This is a genomic window from Herbaspirillum sp. ST 5-3 (assembly GCF_004804275.1).
Classification (GTDB): Bacteria; Pseudomonadota; Gammaproteobacteria; order Burkholderiales; family Burkholderiaceae_D; genus Noviherbaspirillum.
In genome coordinates this window covers 70,321-91,189 of the sequence record NZ_STGI01000010.1, presented here as the reverse complement: position 1 = coordinate 91,189, position 20,869 = coordinate 70,321, and the positions used below count along the sequence as shown (strand labels likewise).

The window sequence follows — 20,869 nt, the reverse complement described above, 5'->3', positions numbered from 1 at the left end:
AACTCGAAGTAAGATGAGCGGCCACCGATTCGGTCTGAAAACCGTAGCGAGCGACACAAGGTCGCATCGAGAAGCGCAGTCGTACTGCGGTACGACGAGCATCGCAGATGTGAGATTGCGTCGCGCAGTAGGTTTGCAGACCGAATCGCTACCAGTGGATGATTTTACCGGGGTTCAACATGTTTTTGGGATCAAATGCATGCTTGAGCGCGCGCATTGTCTCAATTGCCGCCGGCCCATGCTCCTGCACCAGAAAGTCCATCTTGTGCAGTCCCACCCCATGCTCCCCGGTGCAGGTCCCGTCCATTGAAATTGCCCGCGCCACCATGCGTGCGTTGATGCCTTCGGCCTTGGCCACGTCGTCCGCGTCATGCGGATCGACCATCATCAGGACATGAAAATTGCCGTCACCGACGTGGCCGACGATGGCATAAATCATGTCATTCTTTTCACAATCAGCCTGAGTATCGAGTATGCACTCGGCCAGGCGCGATATCGGCACGCAGCAATCGGTGGTGATCGCACGCCCGCCCGGTCGCATCTGCAGCATGGCGAAATAGGCGTTGTGGCGCGCCGCCCACAGGCGTGAACGATCTTCCGGGCGCGTTGCCCATTCGAAACCGCTGGCATTGTGTTCCGCCGCGATTTCCTGCACGGTTTGCGCGTTTTCCTTCACGCCGTTTTCGCTGCCGTGGAATTCGAACAGCAGCAGCGGTTTTTCGGGCAGGCTCATCTTGTCGTAGGCGTTGATGGAACGCACGGCGCTCTCGTCGATGAATTCGACGCGCGCAATGGGCACACCCATCTGGATGGTCTGGATGACCGTGTTGACTGCGTCGGCCGTGCTCGGGAAAGAGCACACGGCTGCCGACACGGCTTCCGGCTGCGGATACAGCCGCACGGTGATTTCGGTGATGATGCCGAGCGTGCCTTCGCTGCCGACAAAAATGCGCGTGAGATCGTAACCGGCCGACGACTTCCTGGCGCGGGTGCCGGTCTTGATGATGCGGCCGTCCGCGGTGACGACGGTCAAGGCGAGCGTGTTTTCCCGCATGGTGCCGTAACGCACGGCATTGGTGCCGGACGCGCGCGTCGCCGCCATGCCGCCGAGCGATGCATCGGCGCCAGGATCGATCGGGAAAAACAGGCCGGTATCCTTGATCTCCTGGTTCAATTGCTTGCGCGTAACGCCAGCCTGCACCGTCGCCGTCTGGTCCTCCGCATGCACCGCCAATACCTGATTCATCTGCGACAGATCGATGGTCACACCACCGCGCAAGGCCAGCACGTGGCCCTCCAGCGAAGTGCCGGTGCCGTAGGGAATGATAGGCACGTCATAGTTGCTGCACAGCTTCACCACCTCCGCCACTTCCTCGGTCGTCTGTGCGAATACCACCGCATCGGGCAACATCGGATCATAGGAAGATTCGTCGCGTCCATGATGCGCGCGCATGGCCTCCGAGACGGAAAAGCGGTCTTCGAACAAGGTGCCGAGCGCAAGCGCAAGCTCTTCGGGAAGAGGTCTTTTCGATACCGTCGGCTGGCTGAAGTGATTCATGGTCGTCTCCGTTTTTTCCGATTCTACCGCGCGGGGGTAATCCCCGTACATTGACATGGAGATGACACCACCCCTCGCAATTTTGGCTTATCCTCTGGTCTTTACCTTTACGCTTCGACGAACATGGGCAATCGACTTTCCAAAATCGCCACACGCACCGGCGACAACGGCACCACGGGACTCGGCGACGGCAGCCGAGTGAGCAAGGACAGCCTGCGCATTCACGCAATGGGCGAGGTGGACGAGCTGAATTCCCATATCGGCTTGCTCATGTGCGAGGAATTGCCGCCGGAACTGCGCGAAGAACTGGTCACGATACAGCACGACCTGTTCGACCTGGGCGGCGAATTGTGCATCCCCGGCTACACCCTGATCACCGAAGCGCAAGTCGCGCGCCTCGACACGCTGCTGGAAAAATACAATGCCGATCTGCCGCGCCTGAAGGAATTCATTCTGCCAGCAGGCTCGCGTGGCGCGGCCCTGGCGCATGTGTGCCGCACCGTGTGCCGGCGCGCCGAACGCGCGATCGTCACGCTGGGCAATACCGAAACAATCAATGACAACCTGCGGCATTACATGAACCGCCTGTCGGACCTGTTGTTCGTGCTGTCGCGCGTATTGAACCGGTTTGCCGGCGGAAGCGATGTGCTGTGGGAAAAGGATCGCAAGCGGGACGTGTGACCGGCCGCTACGCAGCCATAAAAAAAGCGACGCCAATGCGTCGCTTTTTCCTTGCCTGCCGAAGCGTTTATTTCACCCGCTTGTCGTTCTCGATCAGGGCATATGCCGAATGATTGTGAATTGATTCGAAATTCTCCGCTTCCAGCGTGTAGGCCACGATCCGCTGGTCGGCATTCAGCATCCCTGCCACGTCCCGCACCAGGTCCTCGACGAACTTCGGATTGTCGTAAGCACGCTCGGTCACATACTTCTCGTCGGGGCGTTTCAGCAGGCCATACAGCTCGCAGGAAGCCTGCTCTTCAATCCTTGCAATCAGTTCATCCACCGCCAGGTCGCCGTCCAGCAGCGCGGTGACAGTGATATGCGAACGCTGGTTGTGCGCGCCATAGTCGGAGATCTTCTTCGAGCAGGGGCAGAGGCTGGTGACCGGCACCAGCACCTTCAGTGAAATTTCTGTCACGCCCTTCCTGATCTCGCCGGTGAAACCGACTTCGTAATCCATCAGGCTCTCGACACCGGACACCGGCGCGATCTTGTTGATGAAATACGGGAAGGACACTTCGATGCGGCCGGAATCCGCTTCGAGCAATCCGACCATTTGCCGCAGCAGTCCGCCGAATTTCGCGACATCGAGCGGCGCGCGATTGTCTTCCAGCAGGCCGATGAAGCGCGACATATGCGTGCCCTTCTGCGCTTCTGGCAGATGCACATACATGTTCCATGTGCCTACCGAGGGCTGCACGCCATTGACCGTCCTGATCGTGATCGGATAACGCACGCCTTTCACGCCGACGCGCTGGATCGACAAGCGGCGCGTGTCGACCGTGCTTTGCACATCGGGGATGGCGTGGAGGTTGAGATCGCGGGTATTCATTGCGTTACTTTCAAATGCGGCGGCCGGCGCATGGTCCGGCCGCGATGGAGATGTCAGTTGTTGACGACGAGGCGCGGCTCGCCCTTGTCGAAGCGCTTCCTGATGACGGCGGTGATGCCTTTGGCATCCAGGCCGCATATCGCCAGCAGCTGCGCCTGGTCGCCATGATCGATAAATTTGTCCGGCAGCCCCAAATGCAAGATCGGTTTGACAATACCCGCTTCCGCCAGGGCTTCCGCCACCGCCGAACCGGCGCCACCCATGATCGCGCCCTCTTCGACCGTCACCAGCGCATCGTGCGTCTGCGCCAGCTGCTTGACCAGCTCGACGTCGAGCGGCTTGACGAAGCGCATGTTGGCGACAGTGGCATTCAGTTCCTCGCCTGCTTTCAGGCTCGGCGCCACCATGGTGCCGAATGCGAGAATCGCAATGCCCTTGCCTTCGCGACGGATTTCGCCTTTGCCCAGGGGGATGGTGTGCAATTCCTTGTCGATCGCAGCACCGATGCCGGCGCCGCGCGGATAGCGCACCGAGGCCGGTCCGTGATAGTGGAACGCGGTGGACAGCATCTGACGGCATTCGTTCTCGTCGGAAGCCGCCATGATCACCATGTTCGGAATGCAGCGCAGGTAAGCGATATCGTAGTTGCCGGCATGCGTCGCACCGTCGGCGCCGACCAGGCCGGAGCGGTCGAGTGCAAAGGTGACATCCAAGTTTTGCAGCGCGACATCATGGATCAATTGATCGTACCCGCGCTGCAGGAAGGTGGAGTAAATGGCAACCACCGGTTTCAGCCCTTCGCAGGCAAGGCCGGCGGCGAAGGTGACGGCGTGCTGTTCCGCGATGCCGACGTCGTAGTAGCGGCCGGGGAAACGCCGTTCGAATTCCACCAGGCCGGAGCCTTCGCGCATGGCCGGCGTAATACCGATCAGGCGCGTGTCGTGTTCCGCCATGTCGCACAGCCAGTCGCTGAACACTTGCGTGTACGTCATCTTGCTGGTCGCTGCGGGCTTGATGCCTTCCGCCGGATTGAACTTGCCGGGGCCGTGATACAGCACCGGATCGGCCTCGGCCAGCTTGTAACCCTGTCCCTTCTTCGTCACCACGTGCAGGAATTGCGGACCGCGCAGATTCTTCAGGTTCTGCAGTGTCGGGATCAGCGATTCGAGGTCGTGGCCGTCGATCGGGCCGATGTAGTTGAAACCGAATTCCTCGAACATGGTGGCGGGCACCACCATGCCTTTCGCATGCTCTTCCAGGCGCTTCGCGAGCTCCAGCATCGGGCCGGGCAGCACCGACTTGCCGACGTTTTTCGCTGCCGCATAGAACTTGCCCGACATCAGGCGCGCGAGGTAGCGATTGAGCGCGCCGACCGGCGGCGAAATCGACATGTCGTTGTCGTTCAGGATCACCAGCAGGTTGATGTCGTTGTAGACGCCGGCATTGTTCAATGCCTCGAATGCCATGCCGGCCGTCATCGCACCATCGCCGATCACCGCGATCGAATGACGGCTTTCGCCCTTGGTCTTGGCAGCCAGTGCCATGCCGAGTGCGGCGGAAATCGAGGTCGATGAGTGCGCGGTGCCGAAGGTGTCGTACTCGCTTTCATCGCGGCGCGGGAAGCCGGAGATGCCGTTCAACTGGCGCAGCGTGTGCATCTGGTCGCGGCGGCCGGTCAGGATCTTGTGCGGGTAAGTTTGATGGCCGACGTCCCACACGATCCGGTCTTCCGGCGTGTTGAACACATAGTGCAGCGCAATGGTCAGTTCCACCGTGCCGAGGTTGGACGACAAGTGGCCGCCGGTCTTCGAAACGGAATCGAGCAGGAAGGCGCGCAGCTCGTCCGCCAATGGCTTCAATTGCGTGCGAGGGAGCTTGCGCAAGTCCGCCGGCGCGTCGATCATCTTCAACAGGTTCATATTGGTCTAGGCTTTCCGTTGCACGATCAGGTCTGCTATGTCGCGCAAGCGCCGTGCATTCTCTCCGAACGGCATGAGCGCCTTGTGCGCATCAGTCCGCAGTTGTTCCGCCAGGGCCCTGGATTGCTCCAGCCCGAGAATCGATACATAAGTCGGCTTGTGATCCGCCGCATCCTTGCCGGCGGTCTTGCCGAGCGTTGCCGAATCGGCCGTCGCGTCGAGGACGTCGTCGACCACCTGGAATGCCAGTCCGATCGCGCTCGAATACGCATCGAGCGCAGCGACTTCCTCGTCGCTCAACGACTTGCCTGCCATGGCGCCCAGCAGAACGGAAGCACGCAGCAAGGCGCCGGTTTTCAGGCGATGCATCTGCTCCAGCTCGCCCAGCGACAGGTTCAGGCCGACGCTCGCGAGATCGATTGCCTGCCCGCCGCACATGCCGACCGATCCGGACGCATGCGCCAGCAGGCGAATCATTGCCACGGCGCGCGCCGCATCCTCGATGTGTCCGCCTTCGGACAGCACCAGAAAGGCCTGCGTCTGCAGTGCGTCGCCGACCAGCAACGCAGTCGCCTCATCGTATTTCACATGCACCGTGGCCTTGCCGCGCCGCAGTTCATCGTCGTCCATGCAGGGCATGTCGTCATGCACAAGCGAATAGGCATGAATCATTTCCACCGCAGCCGCCGCGCGGGCCAGCAGGTCAGTGCCGGCGCCGAACAGGTCGCCCGCGGCAAACACCAGCAAGGGACGCACGCGCTTGCCGCCATCGAGCACCGCATAACGCATCGCTTCATGCAGGCGGGCAGGAATATCCGCCGCAGACGGCAAAAAAGAGGCTAACGCATCCTCCATCGTCGACTGGACGCCCTTCATCCAGTCGCCGAATACTTGAAATTCCGTCATTCTTCCGCCTCAGGTTCGGCACCGGCGGAGAACGGCTTGAGCATGTCGCCTTCGAGGACCTTGACCTGATTGTCTACCTTCTCGAGTTGCGCCGCGCAAAACTTGACCAGCTCCGAACCGCGCTTGTAGGCAGCCACCGAAGCTTCGAGGGGCAATTCGCCCGCTTCCATCGTGGCGACGAGCTGTTCCAGCTCCGCCATGGCGTCTTCGAAGGAAGCCGGTTCCCCTGCGGGCGTTGATTTCTTTGACATAGTGGACAAAAGTGAAGTGTAGTCCGATATTTTAGAACAAACCACCTCATGCAGTTGAGATCCAGCAAGCCGGAAAGCCATGCGCCGGCCGGCCAAATCGCCCCGCCATTGCGAAAAGTCAAGGCAAGTTAAAAATAAGGCAACACCATGAAGAGCGGGATTTGCACAGTCGAGGCGCAGTTGCACACATCATTTTTCGAGGCCGCACTGCCTGAAACTGCACTGGATCGCTTATTGCTTGGCCTTCTCGGACCTGAGAATCGCGTAGTGCGGTCTCAGGTATAATTGCCAGTTCTGTCCAAAATTTCCGTTTCATCTTTTTTGAATACTGGTTTTTGCGGATTCTTTCTCTCTTAGGTTGGTGCAAATTAATTTGGGGGTGGGGATGTCCGATTTGGCTCATGTCGCCAAGCTCGCGCGATCCAACGCGCAACTTCCGGTCAACGTCTATTTCGACGACGCGCTGTTGCAGCAGGAAATCCAGCAACTTTTTCATCAAGGTCCACGTTACGTCGGCCATGAACTCATGGTGCCGAATCCCGGCGACTATGCCACGCTGGCATGGGAAAACGAGGGCCGCATGCTGGTGCGCGGCCCGCAAGGCATCGAACTGCTGTCCAATGTCTGCCGCCATCGACAGGCCAAGATGTTCGACGGGCGCGGCAATGCCAACACCATCGTCTGCCCGCTGCATCGCTGGACTTACGATCTCAAGGGTGAACTGATCGGCGCGCCGCATTTCGAGGACACGCCGTGCATGAACCTGTCCAAGACGCCGCTGCAGAACTGGAACGGTTTGCTGTTCGAGCAGAACGGCGTCAACGTCGCGCAAATGATGTCCAGGCTCGGCGTGACGAAGGATCTCGATTTCAGCGGATACATGCTGGACCATGTTGAAGTTCACGACTGTGACTACAACTGGAAGACTTTCATCGAAGTCTATCTGGAGGACTACCACGTCGAACCCTTTCATCCGGGCCTCGGCAGCTTCGTCACTTGTTCCGACCTGCGCTGGGAGTTCGGCGAGAACTACAGCGTGCAGACCGTCGGCGTCAATCATGCGCTCTCGCGGTTCGGCACGCCGAAGTATCGCAAGTGGCAGGAGCAGGTGCTGCAATTCCGCAACGGAGAGCTGCCGCCGCACGGCGCGATCTGGCTGACGATCTATCCGAACATCATGGTCGAGTGGTATCCGCATGTGCTGGCGGTGTCGACCGTATGGCCGAACGGAACGCAGAAGACCCGGAATGTGGTCGAGTTCTACTATCCGGAAGAGATCGTGCTGTTCGAACGCGATTTCGTCGAAGCCGAGCGCGACGCCTACATGGAAACCTGCATCGAGGACGACGAGATCGGCCAGCGCATGGATGCCGGCCGCAAGATCCTGCTGGAGCGCGGAGAGAATGAAGTCGGGCCCTACCAGTCGCCGATGGAAGACGGCATGCAGCATTTCCATGAGTGGTACCGCAAGCGCATCGCTGTCTGAATAAAGGCGGGCAATGCCCGCCTGCCTCCCGCCGACCTTGCGTGCCGGTCCTGCCCGCAATGCCGAATCCGCGTATCATCTTGGACTTCCGCCCTGCCGCCACGCCATTTTCGCCCGACTCCCATGCAATCGCTCTGGATGCTTTTCGCAAGTTTCGCTTTCTCCATCATGGGCGTGTGCGTCAAGCTGGCATCAAGCACCTACTCGGTCGCCGAAATCGTGACCTACCGCGGGATAGTCGGCGTCATCTTCATGGCCGGGCTGACTCTGGTCCGGGGCGGCAGCTTGCGCACCTCTCTGCCAGGGGCACACCTGTCGCGCGGTCTGGTCGGCGTCACCGCTCTCTCGATGTGGTTCTATTCGATCGGCAAGCTTCCGATCGCCACCGGCATGACTCTCAACTACATGGCGCCGATCTGGATCGCTGCCATCCTGTTTACCGTCGGTTGGTGGCACAGGCAGAACAGGTTCGAATGGGGCCTGACCAGCGCGATCGCGTTCAGCTTCGTCGGCGTCACATTGCTGCTGCGCCCTTCGTTCCATGCGGATCAATGGTTTGCCGGATTGGTCGGACTCGCGTCAGGCGTACTCTCCGCGCTCGCCTACCTGCAGGTGAAAAAGCTGGGACAGATGGGCGAACCGGAATACCGCGTGGTGTTCTATTTTTCGCTGACCGGATTGGTGGCAGGCCTGGCCGGGACCCTGGCCGGCAACGGCTCCCTGACCGGCCTGCATGAACACAGCGCCAAGGGCCTCATCCTGCTGCTATCGATCGGCGTGACCGCAACACTTGCGCAAGTCGCCATGACCCGCGCCTACCATCTCGGCAAGACGCTGGTGACCGCCAACCTGCAATACAGCGGCATTGTTTTCTCCAGCATCTGGGGTATCCTGATCTGGGGCGATGTACTGAGTTGGCTCGGCTGGCTCGGTATCGCGATCATTCTCGCGAGCGGAATCGCCGCGACCTATTACAATACGCGCAACGCTGGCGTCGGAACGAAAAACCCTTCCATCGCCGAGGTCAATGATCCGATAGCAACCGAGGTATAGAGTCGTATGCAATACACCACGCTGATTTCCGCCGCCGATCTCGCGCGGCACATCAAGGACGCGAGCTGGGTCGTGCTCGATTGCCGCCATGACCTCGCCAACCAGGACGCCGGTCGTGCTGCCTATGCGGCAGGTCATATCCCGTGCGCGCAATTCGCGGACGTCGAGAGCGAGCTGTCGGACAAGAGCCTGGGCCCCAACGGAGAGTTTCGCGGACGCCATCCTCTCCCCGAACGCAATGCCTTCGTTGAAACGCTGCGCCGCTGGGGTGTCAATCATGGATCGCAAGTGGTGGCGTACGACGCGCACGGCGGCATGTTTGCCGCACGCCTGTGGTGGATGCTGCGCTGGGTGGGGCATGATGCGGTTGCCGTGCTGGATGGCGGACTGCCGGCCTGGCAGGCGCTCGGCCTGGCCTTGTCGACGGAAACCGTGACCCGGCCGCGCGGCAATGTGGAGCCGCATCCGTCGCGCATGACGACCGTCAGCGCCGATGACATCATAGCCAATCTGTCGAACCCGGCGCGCATTATTGTGGATGCCCGCGCGCCCGATCGTTTTCGCGGCGAGAATGAAACGCTGGATCCTGTCGGCGGCCATATTCCCGGCGCGAAGAACCGCTTCTTCAAGGACAACCTGCAAGGCGACGGGCAATTCAAGCCGGCCAGCCAGTTGCACGACGAATTCAATGCCCTGTTCAGCGCCCCGGAATCGGTCATCATGCAATGCGGCTCGGGCGTAACGGCCTGCCACAACCTGCTCGCCGCCGAGGTCGCCGGACTGTCCGGTGCAGCCTTGTATCCAGGTTCCTGGAGCGAGTGGTGCTCCAATCCATCGCGGCCGGTAGCAACCGGTTCTTAATTGCCGATCAGTGCTGGTGCGACTGCCCCGTCACGAACACCACCAGCGCCACGCCGACGGCAATCAGGATAATTTGCGGAATCGTTTCGCGCAGCGTTGAGCGTCGCTGCATTTGCGGCATCAGGTCGCTGACAGCGATATAGATGAAACCGGACGACGCAAACACCAGCACGTAGGGAATCCAGTCCGACACCTGCCCGAGGGTGAAATAGCCGAGTACGCCGCCGATGATCGCCATCAGGCTGGACAACAGGTTGTAGACATAGGCCCGGGTGCGCGTGAACCCGGCATTGAGCAGCACGATGAAATCGCCGATCTCTTGCGGGATTTCATGCGCAATGATGGCCAGGCCGGTGATCAGCCCGAGATGCGGATCGGCGAGGAAAGCCGCGGCGATCAGGATGCCGTCGGTGAAGTTGTGCAGGCCATCCCCGACCAGGATCATCCAACCCGACTTGCCTGCCTCATGCACATCGTGCCCGTGCTCATGCCCGTGGCCATCGCCTTCGTAATGATGCGAATGGCGCAGGATCGCGAATTTCTCCAGCAGGAAGAATCCCAGCAAGCCGCCCAGCAGCATGGCGAACAGCAGGTGGCTGTCGGCCTTGGATTCGAACGCTTCCGGCAGCGCGTGCAACAACGAGGTCGACAACAGGATGCCGACCGACAGGCTGACCATGCGGTCCACCATTTTCGACAGCAGGGAAAACGAAAACACCGCCGCAGCGGTAATGCTGATGACGCCGGAAATGGTGGTCGCAAGCAGGATGGATAACAGCGTGGAGTTGATTTTGAGCCCCGACGAATATGCAACAAAGTTGCAAATTAAAGCACAGACTGGCTGTTTCGGCAAACAGCTGCCTTGTTATGGTAGGGGTTATGGATGTCCCCGGAAAGCACGGAAATCAAACATATTTTCTGTGCTTTCCGTGTTTTCCGCGGACATGACATCTCGGATGAGGATGACCCGCTAGAACTCCTGCTTCTCGCCGGGATTGATCGCAAGCACCTTGGTAGGGGCAGCGCCGAGCTCCTTCGTCAATTCCGCCGGTGTTCCCTTCAGCAGCGGGAAAGTGCCGTAGTGGATCGGAATCGCATACTTTGGCTTGAGCATGTCCCGGATGGCGACAGCGGCTTCTTTCGGCCCCATCGTGAAATGCCCGCCGATCGGAATCATCACCAGATCCGGCTTGTAATACTGGCCGATGAACGCGAGGTCACCGAACAGACCGGTGTCGCCCATGTGATAGATCTTGAAGCCGTTTTCCAGCTCGATGATGTAGCCCACCGGCTCGCCGCCAACATGAATCTCGTCCTTCGAGCTTGTCGGGTTGTGCCATGTCAGTTCCGAACTGTGCTCGGCATGCACGGCGGTAACGCGGATATTGGTGCCGGACGGAACGACGGTGCCACTCTTGTTGAAGCCGCGCGTCAGTTCGGACGGGAGGATGCCAAGCGCAACGGCCGATTGCAGCAGGCCTGCGGGTCCATAGACCGGCACCTTGTTCAGCCTGGCCAGCGCGGACACGTCGGTGAAATGGTCCATGTGCCCGTGCGTCACCAGAATCACGTCGACCTTGCCGAGCGCTTCGAGCTTCTTGTATTGCTCCGGTGTTTTCGGATTGCTGGTCAGCCACGGATCGACCACGATGACCTTGCCTTCCGGCGTCGTGATTTTGGTCGTCGCCTGGCCCAGCCACTGCACTTCCGTCTTTCCCTGCGCCATCGACGCCGGCACGACAGCCGCCAGCATCAGGCCAATCACTGCGGAAATCGCTTGCTTCAAGTTGAGCATCGTTCTCTCCTTTCGGTTATCGGGATCGCCGGCGGTCGCACCGCAATGCGCGCGGACCGACCGGGAAATGATAACGATAAATCAACTTGCGCGTAGCACGCCGGATCAATGCGCCTGATCCCAGTTCTTGCCGATACCGACTTCCGCGGTCAAGGGAACCCTGAGCTGGCCGACGCCGCTCATCAACTCGGGCAAGGTCTGCTGCACGCGCGCCAACTCTGCTTCCGGCACTTCGAGCACCAGTTCATCGTGCACCTGCATCACCATCTTCGACGCCATGCGCTCTGCTTCCAGCCAGTCCTGCACGGCGATCATCGACAGCTTGATCAGATCGGCGGCCGTGCCCTGCATCGGCGCGTTGATCGCGGCACGCTCGGCAGCCTGGCGACGCGGGCCATTGGGTGAATTGATTTCCGCCAGCCACAGGCGGCGACCGAAGACCGTTTCGACATAACCACGCGCCTTGGCCTGGGCACGCGTGTCAGCCATGTATTGCGCGACGGCGGGATAGCGCTGGAAGTATTTGTCGATATACATCTGCGCGGCGGAACGCTCGATGCCGAGATTGCTCGCCAGTCCGAATGCGCTCATGCCGTAGATCAGGCCGAAGTTGATCACCTTGGCATAGCGGCGCTGCTCGCTGGTCACATCCGCCGGCGCCGCGCCAAAAATCTCGGCAGCGGTGGCGCGATGGATGTCCTCGCCTTCCGCAAAGGCGCGCAGCAGATTCTCGTCGCCCGAGATGTGCGCCATGATGCGCAACTCGATCTGCGAATAGTCGGCCGAGACGATCACGCTCCCCGGCGGCGCGACGAAGGCTTCGCGGATGCGCCGGCCCTCGGCGGTACGCACCGGAATGTTCTGCAGGTTGGGATCGTTCGATGCCAGACGTCCGGTTACCGCGACGGCCTGCGCGTAATTCGTGTGCACCCGGCCGGTATTCGGATTCACCATCTTCGGCAGCTTGTCGGTGTAGGTGGACTTCAGCTTGGACAGGCCCCGATAGTCGAGCAGGATTTTCGGCAGCGGATAATTCTCGGCCAGCTTCTGCAGTACTTCTTCATCGGTCGACGGCGTGCCGGACGGCGTCTTTTTCACCACCGGCAGTTGCAGTTTGTCGAAGAAGATTTCACCGATCTGCTTCGGCGAGTTGAGGTTGAACGGCTGGCCGGCCAGTTCATACGCCTGCCTTTCCATTTCCAGCATGCGCGTGCCGAGTTCGTGCGACTGCGTGGCGAGCAATTGCGCATCGATCAGCACGCCGTTGCGCTCGATCTTCTGCAACACGATCGAGGTCGGCAGCTCGACCTTTTCATAGATGAATTTCAAGCCCGCATTGTCGGCCACGTGCGGCCACATCGCCTGATGCAATTGCATGGTGACGTCCGCATCCTCCGCTGCATAATCGGTCGCGCGTTCGAGCGGAACTTCGTCGAAGCAGATTTGCGAGGCGCCCTTGCCGCACACTTCCTCGAAGGTGATGGTCTTGCGATTGAGATGCCGCAGCGCCAGGCTGTCCATGTCGTGACTCTTGTGCGACTCGAACACATAGGATTCGAGCAGCGTGTCGTGCACGATGCCGCGCAATGCGACGCCGTGATTGGCGAAGATGTGGCTGTCGTATTTCAGGTGCTGCCCGAGCTTGGGTTTGGCGGCATCTTCCAGCCAGGGCTTCAGCTTCTCCAGCACGAAGTCGCGAGACAGTTGTTCCGGCGCTCCCTGATAGCGGTGCGCAACCGGGATATAGGCGGCCACACCGGGCTTGCAGCACAGCGAAATGCCGACCAGTTGCGCGCGCATCGGATCGAGCGATGTGGTTTCGGTATCGACCGAAGTCAACTCGGCGGCATTGATCGTTTCCAGCCAGCGGTCGAGCTGTGCTTCCGTCAGCACGGTTTCGTACTCGGTCGTCACCGGGCCGGAGTCGAACAGGTTCGCCTGCGGTTCCGCACTTTCTGCACTGCGCACCTGCGTCGCAGGGCGCACGCCGGTGGTCGATTCACCGGTCAGCTCGCGCAGCCAGGTCTTGAAACCGTAGCGCCGGAAGAATTCGATCAAGGCATCGTTGTCGGCCGGCCTGGCCACCAGTGATTCCGGGATCGACACCATGTGTGCAGCCAGGTCGCAATCGGTCTTGACGGTCAGCAGATGACGCGCCTGCGGCAGCCAGTCCAGCGCGCGGCGCAAGTTCTCGCCGACCGCGCCGCCGACGCTCGCTGCCTGCGCGATGATGGCGTCCAGCGAGCCGTACTGCGTCAGCCACTTGACTGCGGTCTTCGGGCCGACCTTGTCGACGCCCGGCACATTGTCGACCGCGTCGCCGATCAGCGTCAGGTAGTCGACGATGCGCTCCGGCGGCACGCCGAACTTGGCAATCACGCCTTCCCGGTCGAGCTTTTCGTTGCTCATCGTGTTGATCAGCGTGACATGATCGTTCACCAGTTGCGCCAGATCCTTGTCGCCGGTCGAGATCACCGTCTGCATGCCGTGCCCGACCGCTTTCACCGCCAGCGTGCCGATCACGTCGTCGGCCTCGATCCCCTCGACCATCAGAATCGGCCAGCCGAGCGCGCGCACGGCTTCATGGATAGGCTCGATCTGCTTGACGAGATCTTCCGGCATCGATGGACGATGCGCTTTGTATTCCGGATACAGATCGTCACGGAAGGTTTTACCTTTTGCGTCGAACACACAGGCAATGTATGCTGCCGAGTAATCATTGCGTAACTTGCGCAGCATGTTGATCATGCCGTAGATGGCGCCGGTCGGTGCGCCTTCGGCATTACGCAAATCCGGCATCGCGTGGAATGCGCGATAGAGATAACTGGAACCGTCAACGAGCAAAAGGGTTTTATTCATATGGTGTCAAAAGGGAAAAACGTGCCGCGCCTCAGGCAAATCACGGATGTCAATCGGGCCACTGCAAAAAAAGCGCGGGAATCATGGCATATCCTGACGATTATGGCAGAGTTTATCGAGTCGACTGAGCGACTCGCGGAGCTGCGCCCGGCAGTGTCCATCTTCGGTTCGGCGCGCATCAAGCCGACCGACCCCTTTTACGACAAATGCGTCGACATCGCGCGCCGCCTGTCCGACGCAGGACTCGCGGTCATCTCCGGGGGCGGACCCGGCATCATGGAAGCGGCGAACAAGGGCGCGTATGAAGGTGCGTCGTCCTCGGTCGGCCTGAATATTGAATTGCCGCACGAGCAGTCCAGCAACCGCTGGCAGGACATTTCGATCAGCTTTCGGCATTTCTTCGCGCGCAAGGTTGCTTTCGTCAAATATGCGGACGCCTATGTCGTGATGCCGGGCGGTTTCGGCACGCTGGACGAAATGACGGAAGTATTGACGCTGATCCAGACCGGCAAGTCGCGCCGCATTCCGGTGATCCTGGTCGGCACGCAATTCTGGAGCGGCCTGCTCGAGTGGTTCCGGACACGCCTGGTCGCCGACGGCATGATCGATGCGAAGGACCTGGACCTGGTGCAGCTCATCGACGAACCTGCCAATGTGGTGGAAGCGATTTTCGCCTTCTACGAGGCCAGCCATGAGCTGTTGACGTCGGAAAGCAAGGAAGCGGGCGCCTACCTCTAACATTGTTCTACCTCAACAGCCGTGCGCAAGGGCAGCCGGGGATTTCCTGTCCTTGCAGGTGCCGTTTGCTAAAATGTTTCATAGAGGCTCGATTGCAATTCAGCCATACCGCGTTCCAATAACAGTTCAAGAATCATCATGCGCACACTCAGGGTTTGGCCACTCGTCGCAGCGTCTATTGCTGCCTTGACAATTCCGCTGTCGGCCATCGCCCAGCAAGGCTCGGGCAAAGCCCCTCCGCCTCCCCGGCTGGAAAAACTGGAAGAAGGCGAACCGCCCGCAGTCACGATCCGCCAGCCCGACCGACGCAGCAAAATCAGCGAAAAGCGTGCGCGCGGCGGCAAGGTTACCGAAGTCAAGGTCAGCACCGGCGGCAGCACTTACGTTGTAAAAGCCAACGATCAGGCCGGCAGCGCACTCCCAGGAGACGCGCAAAGCAGTACAATGCGCCCGGCGCAGTGGGAAGTGCTGGAATTCGATCTTGGCCGCTCGAAAGAAGCCAAGGAAGCGGAAGAAGCACAGGCGGCGGCGGTTCCGGCCCCGCCTCAGGCGCCCGCGCCGAAAAAATAGCCCATTCATTTATTCGACATTTTTTTCCGATTCGCTCATGGCAGTTTTCACCCCGGTCAGCCTGGATGACCTTACCCAATGGCTCGCGCAGTTCAATCTCGGCAAGCCTCTCGCCATCAAAGGCATTTCGTCCGGCATCGAAAACAGCAACTTTTTCGTCACCACCGAAGCGGGTGAGTTCGTCCTGACGATTTTCGAGAAGCTGAACTTCGAGCAATTGCCGTTCTACCTGGAACTGATGCGCCACCTGGCTGATCACGGCGTGCTGGTACCGGCGCCGATCTCCAACAAGCACGGCGACATCCTGCACACGCTGCATGGCAAGCCGGCCTGCCTCGTGACCAAGCTGGACGGCACATCGCAAATGGATCCCAAGCCGGCGCATTGCGCGGCGGTCGGCGCAATGCTGGCGAAGATGCACCTGGCAGGCCAGGATTTCCCGATGCAGCAGCCGAACCTGCGCGGCCTCGCCTGGTGGCATGCCACCACGCCGGTGGTGCTGCCGTACTTGCCGGAAGACAGCCAGCATCTGCTGCGCGCGGAAATCCATACGCAGGAAGCATTTGCCGCCTCCGCCACCTATCACCAGTTGCCGCGGGGACCGATTCACGCCGATCTGTTCCGCAACAATGTGATGTTTGTCGGCGAACGCCTGACCGGATTCTTCGATTTTTATTTCGCCGGCTGCGATACCTGGATCTTTGATGTCGCAGTGACGGTCAACGACTGGTGCATCGATGTCGAGAGCGGCGCGCTCGACGAGCAACGTGTACGGGCCTTGCTCGACGCCTATCATTCGGTGCGGCCCTTTGTCGAGCCGGAAAAGATTGCCTGGCGCCCGATGCTGCAAGCCGGCGCACTGCGCTTCTGGCTCTCGCGCCTGTACGACTTCTATTTGCCGCGCGAGGCGGAAATGCTGACCCCGCACGACCCGACCCACTTCGAACGCATCCTGCGCCAGCGCATCAACAATCCGGTTCCTGCCTTGTTCTGACAATGGGAAAACTGCCTGCAAACACCGGCTGGGTCTGGGTCAAGGAAGGGTTCGCGCTGTTTCGCAAGCAGCCGGTGGAAATGTCGACGCTGTTCCTGGCGTACATGTTCCTGATGCTGGCCGTCGGTGTCCTGCCCCTGCTCGGCCAGATCCTGCCCCTGGTGCTGGTACCGGCCCTTTCCATGGCGTTCATGGAGGCATGCCGGAATATCGAGCAAGGCAAGAAGGTTTATCCGAGTCTGCTGGTCACGGTTTTCCGCACGCCGGCCTTGAAAAAGCTGCTGGTGCTGGGCGCGTTCTATCTGCTCGCGGCGATCCTCGCCTTGGCGGCGTCCGCGCTGATTGACGGCGGCGTGACTTGGCAGGTGATGAGCGGCAGCAAGGAACTGAATGCCGAGATGATCCGCAACTCGAACATGTCGCTGGCAATGATGTTCGCCGCCGCGGTCTACGTGCCGGCGGCAATGGCATTCTGGTATGCCGCGCCGCTGATTGCGTGGCAGGGCATGGGTGTCGGCAAGGCGATTTTCTACAGCTTCTTCGCCGTGCAGCGCGCCGGCAGAGCCTTTCTGGTCTATGGCCTGGCCTGGATGGGGATAGGCGTACTGTTTCCCGCCATCGTCAGCAGTTTCGTCGCCCTGGTCCTCGCCAAGGGCATCGCCGTCCTGATCGCACTGCCCTTGTCACTTGTACTGACGATCGTCATGTACTGCTCCTTCTATCCCACCTACACCTGGATATTCGGCCGACCGCAAGCCGCACCGGAAAAACAGTTGCCGCCGCCCGACGCACGCAGCAACCAGGACTGAACGGCGGCAACACTGTCACCATCCCGCTTCGCCGCCAAAGATGCTCCAAGGCATCAAAACTGGCTATACTGGAACCGCACTTTCAGTCCCGGAACCTGTTTGAAAGCTGTCGCGCGGCAGATTTCCAGACAGGTATCCAGCAGCATCCGTTCGGTATTCTGTACATAGTGCCAAGGAAGTATCATGATCAAGAAAATTGATGTGCGCCAGATCAAGGTAGGGATGTTCATCCATGACTTCAGCTGCCATTGGATGGACCACCCTTTCCTGCGCAATCAATTGCTGGTTTCCTCGGACGAGGAAATCGCGAAGATCAAGGCCTCCGGCATTCACGAAGTCTATATCGACACCGACAAAGGCCTTGATGACAAGGATGCGCCGACCGCACAGGAAGCATCGAGCGCACTGGAAAAGGAAATCCTCGATCTCGCCCAGCACCAGCCGGCGTCGCCCATGCGCGTATCGCTGGCGGAAGAACTGACGCGCGCCAACAAGATCAAGGATCAGGCGCATCAACTGGTGCGCACCGTCATGCATGACGCGCGCCTGGGCAAAGCCATCGAACTCGATCAGGTCGAACCGGTGGTGCAAGACATCACCGAATCGATCCTGCGCAACCCCGGCGCGCTGATCGGACTGCTGCGCATCAAGAACAAGGACGACTACACCTTCCTGCATTCGGTAAGCGTCTGCACCCTGCTGGTGGCCTTCTGCCGGTCGGCGGGCATGGATCCCGCACTGACGCGTCAGGCAGGATTGGGCGGATTGCTGCACGACACCGGCAAGGCGCTGGTGCCGGACGAGGTGCTGAACAAGCCGGGACGCCTGACCGAAGAGGAATTCGAGCTCATCAAGAAGCATCCGAAAGACGGCTACGACATTCTGTTGAAGTCACCGGGCGTTGGCGACATACCGCTCGACATCACGCTGCACCATCACGAGCGGATGGATGGCAGCGGCTACCCGGACAAGCTGCCCGCCGGGCAGATCAGCACCCTCGCGCAGATGGCGGCCATCGTCGATGTATACGATGCCATCACCGCCGACCGCTGCTATCACAAGGGCATGTCAGCCGCCGAAGCGCTGCGCAAGATCTACGAATGGAGCAAGTTCCACTTCAACCCGCTGCAGGTGCAGAGTTTCATGCGCTGCGTCGGCATCTATCCGGTCGGCACCCTGGTCCTGCTCGAGTCGGGACGCCTGGGCGTCGTCATCGAGCCGCATGAGACCAATCTGCTGGCGCCGAAGGTCCGGATTTTCTTCAGCACCAAATCCAACACCTATATCAAGCCGCAGGACGTGGACCTGTCGAAGCCGCTCGGCCTGGGCGGTGGCGACAAGATTCTCAGCCATGAATCGCCGGAAAAATGGCGCGTGGATCCGATGAAGTTTTTCAGCATGGCCTAGCGAGAATTCTCCGCACCAAGTGCCGCAGGCGATCAGTGCGGCAGTTTCACCGGCTTCCAGCCCGCATGATCGAAGTATTTGCCGTAGGTGTTCAATGCCTCCGCCACCTGCACCACGCCCAGCGCCCGCTCCTTGTTCTGCTGCTTGCCTTCGAGCGTTTCAATGCCTTGCGCCAGATCGCCGATGATCACATGCAGTTGCGCATCCGCCTTCGGATCGAGCTTGCAGTTCTGGACGATGTAGGCGACCTGATCGTTGAGGTCCTTGCCCAGTTTCGCGTATTGCTCCGGCGTGAACTTGCCCTCGTGTGCCGCCGGCAGCGCGACGCTCACCTGCTCCTTGATCGCGCTCATGCCCTTGCGCAGCGAGGCGTCAGATTGCCACTTCTTGCCCGCATTGAGTTCGATCTTGTGCGGCGCTGCGCCGTGATGGTCATGCCCCGATTCGGCGGCCAGTGTCGTCAATGGAAAGGCCAGCGAAATGGCAGCCAGCAAAAGCGGTATGGATTTCATGTTGTACTCCGTATCAGATTGAATTTCGGTCGGCGATGTGTTCGACCTTGCCTGCTTAAACGAAGTCCACGCAAGAATGTTCCATCTATTTGCGCATCCAATTCAATGGCGGTGCAACATTTCCTCTTCCGTCGCTTCCTGCGTATACCTGCTCAGCAGGAGCTTCATCAGCTTGTCGCGCTGGGACTGGTCGAGCAATTCGCGCTCGGCCAGCAGTTGCGTGATGACACGGCGCTGCTGGCTGTCCTGCAATGCGGCGATCTTCGACTGCTCGGCATCGATCACGCTGCGGTCGGGCGTGCCGGAGAAGATCTGGCGCACCAGGTCTTCGCGGTGCGCGCGTATCTCGCGCCAGTTGCCCGCAATGTCCTTGAGAAAAGCTTCTTCGATTTCCGACCAGCGCCGATGCTGGTCGGCAGAGAGCTGCAAATAATCCGGCAGGCTCACATGCTCGCTCTGCACGCTTGCCTGTCGATGCGGATCGCCCAGTCGATTGACGGCCACGGCGACGATCATGCCGGCATTGAGCGAGAGCGAGATGGCGAGAAGCCACTTCAACGCGGTGCGATTCATCTCAGTCCTTTCGGTGTTCTGCAAAGTTCCGCGGCGGCACACAGGCCGCCCGGCGGCACGGGATCGAAGACGCGCACCATGGTCGCTGGCGGCGCAAGTGCGACGCCGCCGCCGATCAGCATGCCGCCGATCCATGCGCCGGCAGCGAGCGACACAGCGGCCGCCAGTCCGGGCGCGCCCCAGTCGATCCAGAATGCCCGCGCAGGCCGCGAACGCGCCTTACCCCGATTCAACTGCGGACCAAGGCGTGCCGCCAGATCGAAGCCCAAGGTCGGCGATGGCAATTCGCGCAATGCCTGACGCAGCGTGAGCAGATCATCCATGCGTGCGCGGCAGAGCGGGCAGGCATGGGCATGCGCGGCGAATTGCTGCCGTTCGGCGGGTGCCAGCATATTGTCGATATAGGCGGAGACTTCCTCATGCTGCGGACAGTTCATCGCGATACCTCCGGTTGATGTTTGAGCTTGTCGAGCAGGGCGGAACGCGCCCGCGCCAAACGGGATTTGACGGTGCCGACATTCAGGTTCAGGATAGCGGCGATCTCGTCGTAGGCCATTTCCTCGATTTCACGCAGCAGCAGGATCTCGCGATGCTCGGCCGGCAGGCGTGCGAGCGCGGCTTCCAGCAGGCGATAGCGCTGCGCGGTTTCGAAAATGGCTTCCGGCCCCGCGGTCGTGTCCGGCAAGTCCGTGTCCTGCTCCAGTTCGACGAATTCAACGAGCTTGTCGCGCCGCAAACTGTCGAAGGCGATGTTGCGCGCGATGCGAAACAGCCAGGTCTTGAACAAGGCATCGGGCCGCCAGCGTTCCAGCCCCTGATAAGCGCGCAGGAAGGTGTCCTGCGTCAGTTCCAGCGCGTCGTCGGGCGAGCGTGTCAGGCGCAGCAGAAAGCGGTAAATGCGGTCCTGATAGCGCGCGACCAGTTCGGAAAATGCCTTGCCGTCGCCGCGCTTGGCGAGCGTTACACAGGCGATATCGTCAAGGTGGGCAAGGTTTCGCATTATCGATACCTGCACTAACGAAG

The 20,869-nt window shown here is 60.2% G+C and carries 21 protein-coding genes; 9 read left to right on the top strand and 12 right to left on the bottom strand.

The window, feature by feature from the left end; translation table 11 throughout:
* Positions 1 to 148: 148 nt before the first annotated feature.
* Positions 149 to 1,558 carry an FAD-linked oxidase C-terminal domain-containing protein gene (locus tag E6W33_RS18700; protein ID WP_136418837.1) on the bottom strand — a complete coding sequence of 470 codons (1,410 nt, stop codon included), beginning with the start codon at positions 1,556 to 1,558 and terminating at the stop codon, positions 149 to 151.
* Between the two features lie 123 nt (positions 1,559 to 1,681).
* Between E6W33_RS18700 and E6W33_RS18695 the strand changes: the two genes are divergently transcribed.
* Entirely contained in the window at positions 1,682 to 2,239 is a 558-nt protein-coding gene (locus E6W33_RS18695; protein WP_136418836.1) for a cob(I)yrinic acid a,c-diamide adenosyltransferase, read from the top strand.
* A 67-nt stretch (positions 2,240 to 2,306) separates the two neighbouring features.
* On the opposite strand, the gene folE2 is transcribed toward E6W33_RS18695, so the two are convergent.
* From folE2 to E6W33_RS18675, 4 genes are read right to left on the bottom strand one after another with little or no spacing between them, the layout of a single operon-like run.
* A complete protein-coding gene (gene folE2, locus E6W33_RS18690; protein WP_136418835.1) occupies positions 2,307 to 3,113 on the bottom strand; it encodes a GTP cyclohydrolase FolE2 in 807 nt (268 codons plus the stop codon).
* A gap of 53 nt (positions 3,114 to 3,166) precedes the next feature.
* A complete protein-coding gene (gene dxs / locus E6W33_RS18685; RefSeq protein ID WP_136418834.1) occupies positions 3,167 to 5,032 on the bottom strand; it encodes a 1-deoxy-D-xylulose-5-phosphate synthase in 1,866 nt (621 codons plus the stop codon).
* 6 nt (positions 5,033 to 5,038) lie between these two features.
* Entirely contained in the window at positions 5,039 to 5,938 is a 900-nt protein-coding gene (locus E6W33_RS18680; RefSeq protein ID WP_247869693.1) for a polyprenyl synthetase family protein, read from the bottom strand.
* Complete coding sequence (locus E6W33_RS18675) at positions 5,935 to 6,189, bottom strand: exodeoxyribonuclease VII small subunit (protein WP_136418833.1); 255 nt, start codon at positions 6,187 to 6,189, stop codon at positions 5,935 to 5,937. The genes E6W33_RS18680 and E6W33_RS18675 overlap by 4 nt, the downstream gene beginning before the upstream one ends.
* Positions 6,190 to 6,574: 385 nt before the next feature.
* On the opposite strand from E6W33_RS18675, the gene E6W33_RS18670 reads away from it, so the two are divergent.
* The 3 genes from E6W33_RS18670 (at position 6,575) to E6W33_RS18660 (ending at position 9,589) form a co-directional block, all read left to right on the top strand.
* Complete coding sequence (locus E6W33_RS18670) at positions 6,575 to 7,675, top strand: aromatic ring-hydroxylating dioxygenase subunit alpha (protein WP_136418832.1); 1,101 nt, start codon at positions 6,575 to 6,577, stop codon at positions 7,673 to 7,675.
* A gap of 123 nt (positions 7,676 to 7,798) precedes the next feature.
* Positions 7,799 to 8,728, top strand: coding sequence for a DMT family transporter (locus E6W33_RS18665; protein ID WP_136418831.1), 930 nt, complete (start codon positions 7,799 to 7,801; stop codon positions 8,726 to 8,728).
* A gap of 6 nt (positions 8,729 to 8,734) precedes the next feature.
* Complete coding sequence (locus E6W33_RS18660) at positions 8,735 to 9,589, top strand: sulfurtransferase (protein WP_136418830.1); 855 nt, start codon at positions 8,735 to 8,737, stop codon at positions 9,587 to 9,589.
* Positions 9,590 to 9,596: 7 nt separating this feature from the next.
* Here the strand turns inward: E6W33_RS18660 and E6W33_RS18655 are convergent, their stop codons facing one another.
* The 3 genes from E6W33_RS18655 to polA form a co-directional block, all read right to left on the bottom strand.
* Positions 9,597 to 10,280: a ZIP family metal transporter gene (locus E6W33_RS18655; protein WP_247869703.1), complete on the bottom strand. Its 684-nt coding sequence runs from the start codon at positions 10,278 to 10,280 to the stop codon at positions 9,597 to 9,599.
* Positions 10,281 to 10,559: 279 nt separating this feature from the next.
* A complete protein-coding gene (locus tag E6W33_RS18650; protein ID WP_247869702.1) occupies positions 10,560 to 11,342 on the bottom strand; it encodes a metal-dependent hydrolase in 783 nt (260 codons plus the stop codon).
* Between the two features lie 147 nt (positions 11,343 to 11,489).
* A complete protein-coding gene (polA, locus tag E6W33_RS18645) occupies positions 11,490 to 14,243 on the bottom strand; it encodes a DNA polymerase I (RefSeq protein ID WP_136418828.1) in 2,754 nt (917 codons plus the stop codon).
* Here polA and E6W33_RS18640 point away from each other — a divergent pair, their 5' ends adjacent.
* The 5 genes from E6W33_RS18640 to E6W33_RS18620 all read left to right on the top strand — a co-directional run bounded on the left by E6W33_RS18640 (position 14,244) and on the right by E6W33_RS18620 (position 18,761).
* A complete protein-coding gene (locus tag E6W33_RS18640) occupies positions 14,244 to 14,981 on the top strand; it encodes a TIGR00730 family Rossman fold protein (protein ID WP_136418827.1) in 738 nt (245 codons plus the stop codon). It begins immediately after the preceding gene.
* A 138-nt stretch (positions 14,982 to 15,119) separates the two neighbouring features.
* Complete coding sequence (locus E6W33_RS18635; protein WP_136418826.1) at positions 15,120 to 15,551, top strand: DUF2782 domain-containing protein; 432 nt, start codon at positions 15,120 to 15,122, stop codon at positions 15,549 to 15,551.
* A gap of 37 nt (positions 15,552 to 15,588) precedes the next feature.
* On the top strand, positions 15,589 to 16,545 hold the full coding sequence (locus E6W33_RS18630) for a homoserine kinase (RefSeq protein ID WP_136418825.1): 957 nt from the start codon (positions 15,589 to 15,591) through the stop codon (positions 16,543 to 16,545).
* Positions 16,546 to 16,547: 2 nt separating this feature from the next.
* On the top strand, positions 16,548 to 17,354 hold the full coding sequence (locus E6W33_RS18625; RefSeq protein WP_136418824.1) for a BPSS1780 family membrane protein: 807 nt from the start codon (positions 16,548 to 16,550) through the stop codon (positions 17,352 to 17,354).
* 183 nt (positions 17,355 to 17,537) lie between these two features.
* Positions 17,538 to 18,761, top strand: coding sequence for an HD-GYP domain-containing protein (locus tag E6W33_RS18620; RefSeq protein ID WP_136418823.1), 1,224 nt, complete (start codon positions 17,538 to 17,540; stop codon positions 18,759 to 18,761).
* 32 nt (positions 18,762 to 18,793) lie between these two features.
* Here the strand turns inward: E6W33_RS18620 and E6W33_RS18615 are convergent, their stop codons facing one another.
* From E6W33_RS18615 to E6W33_RS18600, 4 genes are all read right to left on the bottom strand, one after another.
* Complete coding sequence (locus E6W33_RS18615) at positions 18,794 to 19,273, bottom strand: hypothetical protein (protein ID WP_136418822.1); 480 nt, start codon at positions 19,271 to 19,273, stop codon at positions 18,794 to 18,796.
* Between the two features lie 102 nt (positions 19,274 to 19,375).
* Positions 19,376 to 19,846, bottom strand: a complete 471-nt coding sequence (locus E6W33_RS18610) for a periplasmic heavy metal sensor (RefSeq protein WP_136418821.1) — start codon at positions 19,844 to 19,846, stop codon at positions 19,376 to 19,378.
* Positions 19,843 to 20,283 carry a zf-HC2 domain-containing protein gene (locus E6W33_RS18605; protein WP_136418820.1) on the bottom strand — a complete coding sequence of 147 codons (441 nt, stop codon included), beginning with the start codon at positions 20,281 to 20,283 and terminating at the stop codon, positions 19,843 to 19,845. Before E6W33_RS18605 ends, E6W33_RS18610 begins: the two co-directional genes overlap by 4 nt.
* On the bottom strand, positions 20,280 to 20,846 hold the full coding sequence (locus tag E6W33_RS18600; protein WP_136418819.1) for a sigma-70 family RNA polymerase sigma factor: 567 nt from the start codon (positions 20,844 to 20,846) through the stop codon (positions 20,280 to 20,282). Before E6W33_RS18600 ends, E6W33_RS18605 begins: the two co-directional genes overlap by 4 nt.
* Positions 20,847 to 20,869: the final 23 nt, after the last annotated feature.

Coding starts and splice junctions, on each gene's coding strand:
- E6W33_RS18700 (WP_136418837.1), bottom strand. CDS start 1,558: ATGAATCACTTCAGCCAGCCGACGGTATCGAAAAGACCTCTTCCCGAA.
- E6W33_RS18695 (WP_136418836.1), top strand. CDS start 1,682: ATGGGCAATCGACTTTCCAAAATCGCCACACGCACCGGCGACAACGGC.
- folE2 (WP_136418835.1), bottom strand. CDS start 3,113: ATGAATACCCGCGATCTCAACCTCCACGCCATCCCCGATGTGCAAAGC.
- dxs (WP_136418834.1), bottom strand. CDS start 5,032: ATGAACCTGTTGAAGATGATCGACGCGCCGGCGGACTTGCGCAAGCTC.
- E6W33_RS18680 (WP_247869693.1), bottom strand. CDS start 5,938: ATGACGGAATTTCAAGTATTCGGCGACTGGATGAAGGGCGTCCAGTCG.
- E6W33_RS18675 (WP_136418833.1), bottom strand. CDS start 6,189: ATGTCAAAGAAATCAACGCCCGCAGGGGAACCGGCTTCCTTCGAAGAC.
- E6W33_RS18670 (WP_136418832.1), top strand. CDS start 6,575: ATGTCCGATTTGGCTCATGTCGCCAAGCTCGCGCGATCCAACGCGCAA.
- E6W33_RS18665 (WP_136418831.1), top strand. CDS start 7,799: ATGCAATCGCTCTGGATGCTTTTCGCAAGTTTCGCTTTCTCCATCATG.
- E6W33_RS18660 (WP_136418830.1), top strand. CDS start 8,735: ATGCAATACACCACGCTGATTTCCGCCGCCGATCTCGCGCGGCACATC.
- E6W33_RS18655 (WP_247869703.1), bottom strand. CDS start 10,280: ATGGTGGACCGCATGGTCAGCCTGTCGGTCGGCATCCTGTTGTCGACC.
- E6W33_RS18650 (WP_247869702.1), bottom strand. CDS start 11,342: ATGCTGGCGGCTGTCGTGCCGGCGTCGATGGCGCAGGGAAAGACGGAA.
- polA (WP_136418828.1), bottom strand. CDS start 14,243: ATGAATAAAACCCTTTTGCTCGTTGACGGTTCCAGTTATCTCTATCGC.
- E6W33_RS18640 (WP_136418827.1), top strand. CDS start 14,244: ATGGTGTCAAAAGGGAAAAACGTGCCGCGCCTCAGGCAAATCACGGAT.
- E6W33_RS18635 (WP_136418826.1), top strand. CDS start 15,120: ATGCGCACACTCAGGGTTTGGCCACTCGTCGCAGCGTCTATTGCTGCC.
- E6W33_RS18630 (WP_136418825.1), top strand. CDS start 15,589: ATGGCAGTTTTCACCCCGGTCAGCCTGGATGACCTTACCCAATGGCTC.
- E6W33_RS18625 (WP_136418824.1), top strand. CDS start 16,548: ATGGGAAAACTGCCTGCAAACACCGGCTGGGTCTGGGTCAAGGAAGGG.
- E6W33_RS18620 (WP_136418823.1), top strand. CDS start 17,538: ATGATCAAGAAAATTGATGTGCGCCAGATCAAGGTAGGGATGTTCATC.
- E6W33_RS18615 (WP_136418822.1), bottom strand. CDS start 19,273: ATGAAATCCATACCGCTTTTGCTGGCTGCCATTTCGCTGGCCTTTCCA.
- E6W33_RS18610 (WP_136418821.1), bottom strand. CDS start 19,846: ATGAATCGCACCGCGTTGAAGTGGCTTCTCGCCATCTCGCTCTCGCTC.
- E6W33_RS18605 (WP_136418820.1), bottom strand. CDS start 20,283: ATGAACTGTCCGCAGCATGAGGAAGTCTCCGCCTATATCGACAATATG.
- E6W33_RS18600 (WP_136418819.1), bottom strand. CDS start 20,846: ATGCGAAACCTTGCCCACCTTGACGATATCGCCTGTGTAACGCTCGCC.